11 protein-coding genes and 2 pseudogenes are annotated in these 12485 nt (G+C 36.2%); 12 read left to right on the top strand and 1 reads right to left on the bottom strand.

Annotated elements, in window-relative coordinates; genetic code table 11:
- Positions 1 to 108 precede the first annotated feature (108 nt).
- From G3O09_RS02800 to G3O09_RS22925, 9 genes and pseudogenes are all read left to right on the top strand, one after another.
- Positions 109 to 1137 (top strand): Bug family tripartite tricarboxylate transporter substrate binding protein, encoded by a 1029-nt coding sequence (locus tag G3O09_RS02800; RefSeq protein WP_205439589.1) that lies wholly within the window; start codon positions 109 to 111, stop codon positions 1135 to 1137.
- 87 nt (positions 1138 to 1224) lie between these two features.
- On the top strand, positions 1225 to 1677 hold the full coding sequence (locus G3O09_RS02795) for a tripartite tricarboxylate transporter TctB family protein (protein WP_163099876.1): 453 nt from the start codon (positions 1225 to 1227) through the stop codon (positions 1675 to 1677).
- A gap of 24 nt (positions 1678 to 1701) precedes the next feature.
- On the top strand, positions 1702 to 3228 hold the full coding sequence (locus G3O09_RS02790; protein WP_163099874.1) for a tripartite tricarboxylate transporter permease: 1527 nt from the start codon (positions 1702 to 1704) through the stop codon (positions 3226 to 3228).
- Between the two features lie 81 nt (positions 3229 to 3309).
- Positions 3310 to 4902: an ATP-binding protein gene (locus tag G3O09_RS02785; protein ID WP_163099872.1), complete on the top strand. Its 1593-nt coding sequence runs from the start codon at positions 3310 to 3312 to the stop codon at positions 4900 to 4902.
- Entirely contained in the window at positions 4899 to 5606 is a 708-nt protein-coding gene (locus tag G3O09_RS02780) for a response regulator (RefSeq protein WP_163099870.1), read from the top strand. The genes G3O09_RS02785 and G3O09_RS02780 overlap by 4 nt, the downstream gene beginning before the upstream one ends.
- Before the next feature lie 446 nt (positions 5607 to 6052).
- A complete protein-coding gene (locus G3O09_RS02775; protein WP_163099868.1) occupies positions 6053 to 6967 on the top strand; it encodes an SDR family oxidoreductase in 915 nt (304 codons plus the stop codon).
- Between the two features lie 95 nt (positions 6968 to 7062).
- Entirely contained in the window at positions 7063 to 7656 is a 594-nt protein-coding gene (locus G3O09_RS02770; protein ID WP_163099866.1) for a TetR/AcrR family transcriptional regulator, read from the top strand.
- A gap of 309 nt (positions 7657 to 7965) precedes the next feature.
- Positions 7966 to 8145, top strand: a pseudogene (locus tag G3O09_RS02765) (transposase); the annotation flags it as partial.
- A pseudogene (locus G3O09_RS22925) lies at positions 8144 to 8289 on the top strand (transposase); the annotation flags it as partial. The pseudogenes G3O09_RS02765 and G3O09_RS22925, both read left to right, overlap by 2 nt.
- Before the next feature lie 339 nt (positions 8290 to 8628).
- Here the strand turns inward: G3O09_RS22925 and bioA are convergent.
- Positions 8629 to 9984 (bottom strand): adenosylmethionine--8-amino-7-oxononanoate transaminase, encoded by a 1356-nt coding sequence (gene bioA / locus G3O09_RS02760; protein ID WP_163099864.1) that lies wholly within the window; start codon positions 9982 to 9984, stop codon positions 8629 to 8631.
- Between the two features lie 117 nt (positions 9985 to 10101).
- Between bioA and G3O09_RS02755 the strand changes: the two genes are divergently transcribed.
- From G3O09_RS02755 to bioB, 3 genes are read left to right on the top strand one after another with little or no spacing between them, the layout of a single operon-like run.
- Positions 10102 to 10674, top strand: coding sequence for a biotin transporter BioY (locus tag G3O09_RS02755; RefSeq protein WP_163099863.1), 573 nt, complete (start codon positions 10102 to 10104; stop codon positions 10672 to 10674).
- Positions 10655 to 11317, top strand: a complete 663-nt coding sequence (gene bioD, locus G3O09_RS02750) for a dethiobiotin synthase (RefSeq protein ID WP_163099861.1) — start codon at positions 10655 to 10657, stop codon at positions 11315 to 11317. The genes G3O09_RS02755 and bioD overlap by 20 nt, the downstream gene beginning before the upstream one ends.
- A gap of 58 nt (positions 11318 to 11375) precedes the next feature.
- On the top strand, positions 11376 to 12371 hold the full coding sequence (gene bioB / locus G3O09_RS02745; protein WP_163099859.1) for a biotin synthase BioB: 996 nt from the start codon (positions 11376 to 11378) through the stop codon (positions 12369 to 12371).
- Positions 12372 to 12485 lie beyond the last annotated feature (114 nt).

Raw genomic sequence — 12485 nt, 5'->3', positions numbered from 1 at the left:
CAAAATGAACAAAATGTGTCTAAAGATTTTATTGCTCTTTAATTGAATAATCAAATAAATCTTAAAACTTTATGTACAATCAAGAAAACGCTTTCAAGGAGGATGTTCATGATTTCTATCAAAAGGTTTTCAGCAGTTTTATGTGCAGGTGCTTTGGCACTAAGCTTGGGTGCATGTAGCAGTAAAGAAACATCTGTAAACGGAACTATTAAGGAAGGTACTGGTTATCCGAAAAAAGCAATTTCAGTTATTGCTCCTTCAGGTGCAGGTGGTGGTTGGGACTTAACAGCACGTTCATTTGTAAAGGTATTAAGTGAGACAGAATTGGTGAAACAGCCGTTAACTGTTGAAAATAAACCTGGTGGCGGTGGTGCCGTTTTTATGGCAGAATATGCCACCCAACAAATTCAAAATAACGAGATGCTATTTGTAAACTCTCCACCAATCATTATCAATAACCTAAAAAAAGAAGGAAATAGCCCTTATGGTTTTAAAAATACTACACCACTGGCACAGCTAACAAAAGACTATGGTGCAATTGTAGTTACAGAAGATTCCAAGTTCAAAGACTTGAAATCAGTGTTAGATGAAGTGAAGAAAGATCCGAAAAAGCTTACTTTTGCAGGTGGATCTGCACCAGGATCTATGGATCATTTAGTATCAGTTCTCCCTTCCTACAAATATGGTGTGGACCCTACCAAAATTAAGTATGTTTCTTATGATGGCGGAGGAGAAGCGATTACCGCATTGCTAGGTGGAAATGTAGATGTAATTGGTACTGACGCATCCAGTGTAAAAGAATTTTTAAAGGCTGGAAAAGTGCGTGTTTTGGCTATTACATCCTCGGAACGATTAGCAGGAGATTTTAAGGATGTCCCTACAGCAAAAGAACAAGGAGTAGATGCTGAATTTACGATTTGGCGCGGAGTGTTCGGCCCAGAAAAAATGTCTGATGAAGCTAAAACCTATTGGGAGAAAACTATAGATAAGCTTGTTGCATCTCCTGAATGGAAAACAGAAATTGAGACTCAAGGCTGGGAAATGGAATATAAAAATGCTAGTGATTTCAAGAAATTTTTAGATGAACAAGAAAAACAAGTACAACAATTATTGGAAGCTTTAGGAATGCAGAAGTAATAGAAACGGGAAGGAGATTTCTTCTCCTCCTCAATATTTTTCGAGAATCAGGTCGCTAAGACTTCCCAAGAAAAGAGGGGATTACAGATGAACATTAATTTTGACCGCATTGCAGCTGTTTTGTTTCTCACAGTTGGGGTGTTATTTATGATAGGCAGTAAACATATTTCTAGTTCTTCCTATGGTAGTGTCGTCGGCCCGGATATTTTTCCTTTTTTTCTTGGCCTTCTTCTAATGTTATTAAGCATACGTCTATTCTATGAAACATTTGGTGGCCAGGGACAGGAAAGGAATAAAGAAAAGCTAGAGTATAAGCCTTTTCTCATCATCTTCCTATCAACATTGATTTATATTTTATCATTAGAAACGATTGGGTATGTAATTACAACTTTTATTTTCCTATTTGTATGTTTTCAAACGATGGAACGCTCTAAGTGGGTGTCATCCATGTTAATTTCAGCATGTTTTTCTGGACTCGTTTATTACCTTTTTGTAAATGTGTTAAAAGGAACGCTACCAGGTTGGCCAATCTGGTTTTAGATTCTACTGGAAGGAGGATACAAAGTGGATACACTAGAGTATTTAATGCATGGTTTTGGTACTGCATTTATTTGGTATAATTTGATTTTTGCATTCGTTGGTGTATTAATCGGAACAGCTGTTGGTGTTTTACCTGGAATTGGACCGATGAGTGGGGTAGCCTTGCTTATTCCAGTTACAGCTACTATAACAAGTGGCTTACCTCCGGAACAAGCAGCTGCCAGCGCAATTATTCTGTTGGCTGGGGTCTATTATGGGGCTATGTATGGGGGATCCACAACTTCTATCCTTTTAAATACGCCTGGAGAGTCTTCTTCAGTTGTTACAACATTGGACGGCTATCAAATGGCAAAGAAGGGTAGAGCCGGAAGCGCATTGTCAATAGCAGCTATAGGCTCATTTGTGGCAGGGATTGTAACGCTCGTTGCGTTAATATTACTTGCTGAACCACTTTCCAATGTAGCACTTAAATTCGGTCCGGCCGAATATTTTTCCTTAATGCTTTTAGGACTTGGGGCTGTCAGTGGGCTTGCGGGAAAATCAGTGACAAAAGCATTGATAATGACGGTTTGTGGTTTATTACTTGGTACGATTGGCATTGATAATGTTTCCGGTATGTCCCGTTTCACATTTAATGTTCCATGGCTTTACCAAGGAATTGAATTCCTAACCATGGCAGTTGGATTGTTCGCGTTAGGAGAGGTTTTTAAGACGATTCTGGAAAAGGAAGAGGAAGATACTGAGATTGCTAAGATCCATAACCTTCTACCTTCAAAAGAAGAACTTAAAGAATCTGTAGGACCGATTGCGCGTGGCTCAATCTTAGGTTTTTTTATTGGAATATTACCAGGAGCAGGGGCGACGCTGGCATCCTTTTTTTCTTATATTATGGAAAAAAAGATATCAAAAAATCCTTCCAAATTCGGAACAGGTACTATCGCTGGAGTAGCTGCACCTGAATCGGCCAATAATGCTGCGTCGGGTGGAGCAATGATTCCATTATTAACACTGGGGATTCCTGGATCTGGTACAACTGCAATCCTAATGGGTGCATTAATGATGTATAACGTTCAACCAGGGCCTTTATTATTTGAAGACCACCCACAAGTAGCATGGGGACTGATTGCTAGTATGTTCATAGGAAACATCATGCTATTAATCTTGAACGTACCATTAGTGAAGGTATTTGCAAAAATCATTCAAACACCTAAGAAATACTTGATTCCTATTATTATTGCAATTTCTATCTTCGGGGTATATGCTGTCCAAGTTTCTACTAATGATTTGTTATTATTACTAGTCTGCGGGGTACTTGGATATTTCTTAAGCAAAAATGACTACCCAATTGCTCCACTTGTTTTAGGACTAGTATTAGGACCGATGCTTGAAAATAATCTACGTAGAGCTTTAACCATTTCGAATGGAGATTACTATGTATTTTTCACCCGTCCAATTTCTCTTGCTTTTTTAATCATTACAATCCTATGGTTGATTGTACCAACATTGATGAAAATGAAAGGTAAAAAAGTAATCATTAATGTAGAGGGGTAAAATTTCACATTAATGACAATTGTACAAAAACTCCTTTTTAAAAGGGGTTTTTTTTACTATGATGTTACAAGAGGTGTTTTAATGCGTTTACATACTAAACTAATGCTTGGGATCTTTTTATTGATTATTTTCATGGGTGGCATTTTTGAATTTACTTTTAAAAATATTATGGAAACTAATTTAAAACATGAAAAAGGAACAAAAGCACTATCGGTGGCACAAGCCATCTCTAATATGCCTGATATTCAAGAGGCCTTTTATACTGAGAATCCTGCTTCCATTATTCAACCTATTGCAGAAAAGATTCGCAGACAGGTTGGAGCAGAATTTATTGTAATAGGAAATCGAAATGAAATAAGGTATTCCCATCCAAATCCAAAACGAATTGGACAGAAAATGGTTGGAGGAGATAATGCTAAAGTGTTTAAAGGAGAATCTCTCATATCAGAATCTACTGGAACATTAGGTCCTTCACTGAGGGGAAAAGCTCCAATAATCTACAATGGAAAAGTCATTGGTGTTGTTTCTGTGGGGTATTTGTTAACAGATATAGAAAATGAAGTTTCAAACGTAGGACGTAAAATACTATTTACTACATTAATTGTTTTAGTAGGTGGTTTAATTTCTGCACTACTAATCTCATTACATATTAAAAGAGCAATTTTTGGTCTAGAACCAAAAGAAATTGCATGGATGTATCAAGAAAAACACGCCATTTTAGAATCCATTCATGAAGGAATCATAGCAATTGATACAGACGGTAGAATCACAGTTGTAAATGAGACAGCACATAAAATATTAGATGTTCCAAATGATATTCTCCTTCGAGGAAAACGAATTGAAGAAGTGATTGATAATTCACGTCTACTTGAAGTTGTAAGTACTGGAAAAGCTGAATATGACCGAGAATTAATGATCCTTGGGGAGACTTTTGTTACCAATCGAATCCCTATATTTAATAAACAAGGAGAAGTAATAGGTGCTGTTGCAAGCTTAAGAAATAAATCTGAGCTATCACAACTTCTTCAAGAACTGTCTCATGTAAAATCTTATGCGGAGGGACTGCGCGCACAGACTCATGAATATTCAAATAGACTTTATACACTACTAGGATTGATTCAGCTTGGATCGTATAAGGAAGCCATCGACTTCATTTCAAAAGAAGTAGATGTCGCCCAAGGGTTCATTGGTTTCTTAATGAAAGAAATACCTGACCCAATTATTGCTGGATTTATTCTTGGAAAAGTCAGTTTAGCAAGTGAACTAAAAATTAATTTTTTAATAGATAGAGAAAGCAGTTTCAAGGATGTACCAGATGAAATCAGCAGAGATACCTTGGTGACAATAATAGGAAACCTTATTAATAACTCATTTGAAGCTGTAAGGGAAAATGAAAAAGAAGAGAAAATAGTCTCTCTATTTCTAACAGATTTGGGAAAAGATTTGATTATTGAAGTTGAGGATAACGGGAAAGGGATTGACCCGAATAATTTCGAACAAATCTTTTGTCATGGTTTTACAACCAAGAGCAGTGATAATAACGGGGGAATAGGACTATATTTGGTACAAGATGCCATTCATGGACTGGGAGGTTCTATGACTTTTTCAACGAACGAGATAGAGGGTACAATCTTCACGGTTTCTATACCAAAAAATCAGAGGGTGTTTAAATGAATACTGACAGAATAATAGAAGTATTAATTGTAGAAGACGATCTAAGAATTGCTGAAATACAGAAACGGTTCATTGAACAGATAGATGGTTTTCAAACAGTTGGAATTGCGGCAAGTTATGTAGAAGCGAAAAGCTATATCGATATCTTACAGCCTGATCTTCTTTTGTTAGATGTCTATTTTCCTGACATGAACGGCCTAGACTTACTAAAAGAATCCAAACAACAGAACAAACAAATGGATGTAATTATGGTCACTGCTACAAAAGAGATTCATAAAGTTCAAGAAGCCATTTCAATAGGGGTTTTTGATTATATTATCAAACCTGTCATTTTCGAGAGATTTAAACAGTCTTTACTAAGGTATAAGGAGTATTACATCAAACTATTAGAATTACGCGATGAAAACATTCATGTCACCCAGCAACAAGTAGACAAGCTATTAAGAAAAGATGTTGAAAGAACAGCGATTGAAAAAAACTTTTTACCGAAAGGAATTGATCCACTAACTCTAGAGAAGGTGTTGGAGGTCTTAAGCAAAGTTAAAAGTGGCTTAACAGCTGAGTTTGTTGCAAAAGAAATTGGAGTAAGCAGAACTACCGCTAGACGTTATCTAGAGCATTTAATGTCTGAAGAAAAGATAGACGCAGATTTAGCGTATGGTACGGTTGGACGACCAGAAAGAGTTTATATAGTTAAAAAATAAATCTACTCTAATTTTTATCAAACATTTCTATGAAGAAAATATAGAACCAAATTAAGTTCAGAATTAATATCAATAATAAGAATTAAAGCTAATAAAAACAATATCATCCGAATAAATTAAAATTATGTTCGGCTGATATTGGTTTTATTATTGTTTTATTTTTCATGACGTTTGCTTTCTCCCGATTACCGCAATCCTCCATTGCGATATTGTTGAAACAAATCGAAAGTCTTAATGAAATATAAAATAAAACGCAATGTTCAAAATCATTATTGACTTCTTAACTCATACCATTCATTAGTAAAATCCTCACCCAATCCATCACAAAAGAGACTATAAAGTTATAAAAAATGATCCAAATTTATTGTAACCAGAAAGTAAAAGCTTCCATATAATGAAACAGAAAATGAATGATTCATTCATTCATTAAAAGGAGTGTTATTGGCATGGATAATAGGAAAGACTCTAAGTGGGAAATTCAGGGTAAATATGTAGTAATAACTGGAGGAACAAGTGGCATAGGTCTTGCTGCAGCAAAGGCTCTAGCATCACAAGGGGCAAATCTTGGAATCGTTGCTCGAAATGAAGCGAAGGCGAAAGAAATCGTGAATCAAATTCTAGTATCTACAAATGGAAAATCTGTTGTTGACGTGTTTTTGGCAGATATGTCTTCTCAACATTCCATACACGAACTTGCAAAAGATATATTAGCTAGATGCCCAAGGGTAGACGTTCTAATTAACAATGCAGGGGCACTTTTTGAAGAACGTCTAATAACTGAGGATGGCGTAGAAATGACCTGGGCTCTTAACCATCTGGGACCCTTTCTCCTTACAAAGCTTCTTCTTAATCGATTGAAGGAAAGTGCACCAGCAAGAATCATTACCACCTCATCCCATGGTCACAAGATGGCTAAGACTGGTATAGACTTTAATGATCTAGGAGCATTAACTCTTTATAGACCTCTAAAGAAAATATTGGGAGGTCCAACTTTAAGGTATGGTCAAACTAAGCTCGCCAACATTTTATTTACAGCGGAATTGGGAAGACTTTTAGAAGGAACTGGTGTTACTTCCTATTGCTTTGACCCAGGTTTAGTCGCAACGAATTTCAATCAGAATAATGGTAAATTAGCTCGTGCAACTATGGCGGTAATGAAGATGTTTTCAAGGAGTCCTGAACAGGGGGCTGAAACATTAGTTTGGCTAGTTGAGTCTGATGATGTCACAAATCACAATGGGCTCTACTACTCTGATAAAAAAGTAACTATCCCTACTGAAATTGCTAGAGATAGGAATTCTGCAAGTAAGCTTTGGCAAGTTAGTGAAGAACAGACTCTGAAATTTGGACATTTCGATTAATAAACCCAACTATTGTCGCAAAATAATAGATTTCCTTGTTAGAGAATCATTGAAGAATTTTTTACCATTGCTTTAAATGGGAGAGTGTAGAATGAATGACACCTTTAAATGAAAAAAATTCGGATCAAATAAATTTGCAACGAATTGACCAGATAAAAAGAGCAGCATTAAAAGTATTTGCGCGACGAGGAATTATCGGGACAAAAATGAGTATGATTGCTACTGAAGCAGGAATCAGTCAAGGTCTTTCCTACCGTTACTTCGAATCCAAAGAAGAACTCTTCAATACGCTTATTCAGGAGGCGATGGAAGAAGCCAATGCTTCTATAGGAAGGGTCAATCTTATTCCAGGAACTCCTATGGAAAAAATCCGGGCATTAACTAAAGCTATTCTTGATGAAAGCAATAAACACTCCTTCTTACTCATTCAACAAGCAAAAATCTCAGACGAAGTTCCTGAGAAAACAAAGCAAATTATTCAACATTTTTCATCAGTCGATCCTATTGAACAATTAATTCCAATATTCATCGAAGGGCAAAAGTTAGGAGAATTTTGCGAAGGAGATCCTTATAATCTATTACATTGCTATTTTTCAGTAATTACTGGTCTAATGCTGCAAGACACACAAGAAGGTCAAAAAAACTGGATTCAAGAAGTCGATATAATAATCAAAATTTTATTGAAGTGAATGGCTAATGAAATACACTTTTATTAGCATTTCTACAAGTCACTCAATTTTGTAAATGAAAACAACTGATTTTTAGCCCGTATTTGAAAGCTCCATCTATTACTTCAATTGACCTTTTACAATGAAATAAGTTTACTACTAACTAGAGAAGTTGATTTCCTCTCCGGGCGAACGCTTTCCGCGGGCGTGGCTTGAGCCTCCTCCTTCGCTACGCTCGTGCGGGGTCTCAAGACTCACGCTTTTCCCGCAGGAGTCGTCGCCCTCCGCTCCAATCAACGGTGTTTGTACATAATTTTAAAGTGATAAGCCATGATGACTAAAAATCAAATTAATGAACGTGAACAATTAGAAATGCTGGCTATTGAACAACTTGTTCCTCAAGACCACTTAGTCCGAAAACTCGATGCAGCGATTGATTTTACCTTCATCTATCCGTTAGTCGAACACCTCTATTCTAATCAAGGACGTCCCAGTATTGATTCAGTTGTATCGTAAGGAAACGATTGAAAGGGTCTTTGCGGATGCGATGAAAAAGCATGGTATGCGTTGGACAACCCTAAGAAGATAAAAAAATTGTTCATACAGGCGATGCTTACGTTTGCATCCATGAATTTAAAGAAACTGGCAACTTAGACATGGAAAGTTGCATCAGGATGATTTATAAAGCTTAATGAACAGGTTTTTAAGTTGATTTTTTTTGGACACTGGTTGATTGGAGCGGAAGGCGCTTGACTCCTGGGGGATTAGCGTTACAGGCGAGACCCCGCAGGAGCGGTAGCGACGAGGAGGCTCGGCGAACGCCCCCCGGAAAGCAAGCGCCTGGAGCGGAAATCAACCTTTTCGGCTACCATACATATCAAAAATGTCAAAAGGTATCGAGAGAGTGTACTTTCGATACCTTTTGTCGACAATTTGAGACCTTCATATAAAAATGAAGGTCTTTTTTGTTATTTTTCACTAACAAAAGATATATTACTTATCTTCCGTTACTTCAAATATTGCTTTATATAGAATATTTATCATTTCATCTAATTCTGATTCTTTTGAAGCTAAAGGTGGCATAAAGACAATGACATTTCCAAGAGGCCGAGTCAACAGTCCAAGCTCTTTCGCCCTTTTTGAAACTTTTACACCAATACGGTCATTCCAATGGAATGGTTCTTTAGTACTTTTGGAACTTACAAGTTCTATCCCAACCATAACTCCACTTTGGCGAATATCACCGACATGCTGTAACTTATGAAACTCCTTTAATTTCTCCTTAATATAAACTGAAATCCTTTGTGTATATTGGATCAAATTATTTTTTTCAAATAGTTCCAAATTCGCCAATGCTACAGCACATCCAAGAGGATTACCCGTATAACTATGACCGTGGAAAAAGGTTTTTTGCTCCTCATATGTACCTAAAAAAGCTTCATAGATTCGATTTGTCGTCAAGGTGGCAGCAACAGGGAGATAGCCGCCTGTTAAGCCTTTGCCACAAGTTAAAATATCTGGTGTGACACCTTCGTGATCACAGGCAAACATTTTCCCAGTTCGACCAAAACCAGTTGCAACTTCATCAGCAATAAATAAAACATCATACTTTACGCACAACTCATAAAGTGCTTTTAAATACCCATCAGGCATGACGATAATCCCACTAGCACCTTGGACAATTGGTTCAATAATTAATGCTGCAATTTCGTCGGATTTCTCCTTAAATAGCTCCTCAACTTCATCTAAATAAGCTTGTGTTATCTCCTCAATAGTTCCTGCATATTTAGGTCGATACAAATTAGGGTAGGTTAGTTTTATACTAGGAAATAGTAAATCACTATAAGCCTGGTGATATAGGTCAATCGCACCTACTGAAACAGCACCGATGGTATCTCCATGATATGCTTCTTTCATTGTTACAAATAAGGATTTTTCGCTTTTCCTTATATTCCGCCAATATTGATAGGCCATTTTTATTGCTATTTCAACTGCAGTTGCACCTGAATCTGAATAAAAAACTTTCTCTAATCCATTAGGAGAAATATCTACTAGTTTTTCAGCCAAAAGGATTGAAGGGATATTCGCCATCCCAAGTATAGTTGAATGAGCAACTTGGTTTAATTGCTCTATAATGGCCTCATTCAATTCTTGGATGTTATGTCCGTGAACATTCAACCAAATAGAAGATACCCCATCAAAATATTCATTGCCTAACACATCATATAATTTACGATCTTTCCCATGTGAAATGATTAGTGGATCCTCATTTATGTAATCCTGCATTTGAGTGAAAGGATGCCATACATACTTTTTATTCTTTCTTGCTAATTCTTTATACAAATCCATAACCCTATCTCCTTAATTATATGTTAACCAAAATTCAATATTGGTTGACATATTTTTTATTTGCATGGTAATTTATTTTTAGTAGTTTGTCAATTTCAAGATTAATAGGGGGATTTTATGGAGAACAAAACTTTTTCATTAACCATCGTGTCATTATTTGCATCACTTACATCAATTGGAGCTTTTATTAAGATCCCTTTACCAGTAGTACCCTTCACACTGCAAATTTTGTTTGTTTTTTTAGCAGGAAGTCTTTTAGGTAGCAAGAAAGGGATGCTGAGTCAGCTTCTATACGTAGGAATTGGATTGATTGGAATACCGGTATTTGCTTCCGGTGGGGGCCCAGAATATATTTTCAGACCTACATTTGGTTACTTAATAGGGTTTATCGTAGCTGCTTATGTAATTGGATTAGTCATGGAAAAGGCAAAAGGAGCTATTTTCAAGAAATTACTTCTTGCCAATTTTATTGGTTTAATCGTTGTGTACGTGTTCGGAATCCTATATCTTTACATAGCTTTAAATACTTGGGTTGGAACTCCTACTTCATTTCAAGCAGTGATGATGATGGGATTTGCTTATAGCATCGTACAGGATTTATTCCTAGTGTTTTTCGCAAGTGTTTTAGCGAAACGGTTATACACTTTATTTTCCAAAGTTAGAATCAACAATGGAAGATTGGCAGCCTAATATGGGAATCGGATATTTTATTACAGGTACTGATACTAATATCGGTAAAACAATTGCTACAACACTTTTAGTAGAGTTTTTACAGCAACAAGGTTTTGATGCCATTCCATACAAGCCAATCCAAAGTGGGACAGTTTGGAAAAATAATAGAAATATAGGGGAAGATGTAGCATTTTATAAAGAAAATCTACATCTTACAGAAGAACCTTCTTATTACAATACATATACCCTTCACACGCCCGTCTCGCCACATTTGGCTTGTAAGCTAGAAAATCAAAATATGGATGAAGAGTTGATACTAAGAACTTATAAAAACTTAGAAAAGAAACATGATGTAGTTATCGTTGAGGGGGCAGGGGGAGTAGCTGTCCCCTTGAAGGATGATTTTAATACTATTAACTTAATCAAATTATTGAATATATCCGTTATTATTGTCACTACTTTAAGACTCGGGACTATCAATCATACTTTGCTAACTACCGAGTATTTAAAAAGCCATAATATCAACATTAAAGGATTTATCATAAATAGAGTTCCATTAACCTTGAATGAAATGGAAGAGGATAATTTGTTTATGATAAAAAAACTAACAGGTCTTGATGTAATCGGTTGGATCCCTGATATGGGTGAAATTAAACCATAATCCTTTTGGTTCATGAAAAATTCTATGATTAAAAAACAGGTTAAAAGGTGGTTAAACTATGAACTGGTCAGAACTAGCGTATGAAGTAATTGAAGGTAAAGAAATAACAGACGAAGAGGCTATGAATATATTAACCTGTCACGATGATGACTTACTCTTACTTTTACAAGGTGCTTTCATCATTCGAAAACACTATTATGGGAAAAAAGTAAAACTCAATATGATCATAAATGCAAAAAGTGGCTATTGTCCCGAGGATTGTGGATATTGTTCTCAATCGTCTATTTCTAGCGCACCGATTGAAAAATATCCTTTTTTATCAAAAGAAGAGATTCTAGAAGGAGCCAAACGTGCTTTTGATTTAAAAGCCGGGACTTACTGTATCGTTGCAAGTGGTCGTGGACCAACCAATCGTGATGTCAATACGGTCAGTGAAGCAGTTAAAGAAATTAAGGAACAATACGGATTAAAGGTGTGCGCTTGCTTAGGTCTAATAAAGGATAACCAGGCAAATCAACTACAAGAAGCTGGTGTTGACCGTTACAATCATAACTTAAATACTTCCCAGGAACATCATGATTACATAACTACAACGCATACGTACCAAGATCGTGTAGATACAGTTGAAAAAATTAAACAAGCAGGAATATCTCCATGTTCTGGTGCTATCATCGGCATGAAGGAAACCTTACATGATGTAATTTCTTTAGCCCGTTCCTTACGTGAATTAGATGCAGATTCTATCCCTGTAAACTTCCTTCACGCCATCAAAGGGACTAAATTGGAAGGGGTAAACGAATTGAATCCTCGGTATTGCTTAAAGGTATTAGCCTTATTCCGATTTATCAATCCTACAAAGGAAATTCGGATTTCTGGGGGACGTGAAGTAAATCTTCGTAGTTTACAGCCCCTAGGTCTGTATGCTGCAAATAGTATATTCATTGGAGATTATTTAACTACAGAGGGTCAGGAAACAAATACAGATCACGCAATGTTAGAGGATTTAGGCTTTGAAATTGAATTGGTGCAGAAACAAGAGGAGATATTTTCTTAATAAAATATTTTATGATAAAGGTCGACCTATAACAGGTTGACTTTTATTATTTATCGTAAACATCGATCAAAATGCAATTTGTAATTTCCATAAAATTACCTATTTATTTCCCTT

It is taken from the genome of Peribacillus alkalitolerans (genome assembly GCF_010882125.1).
GTDB lineage: Bacteria > Bacillota > Bacilli > Bacillales > DSM-1321 > Bacillus_BN > Bacillus_BN alkalitolerans.
The sequence above is the reverse complement of the archived record's forward strand: the minus strand, read 5'-3'. Positions and strand labels throughout refer to the sequence as shown.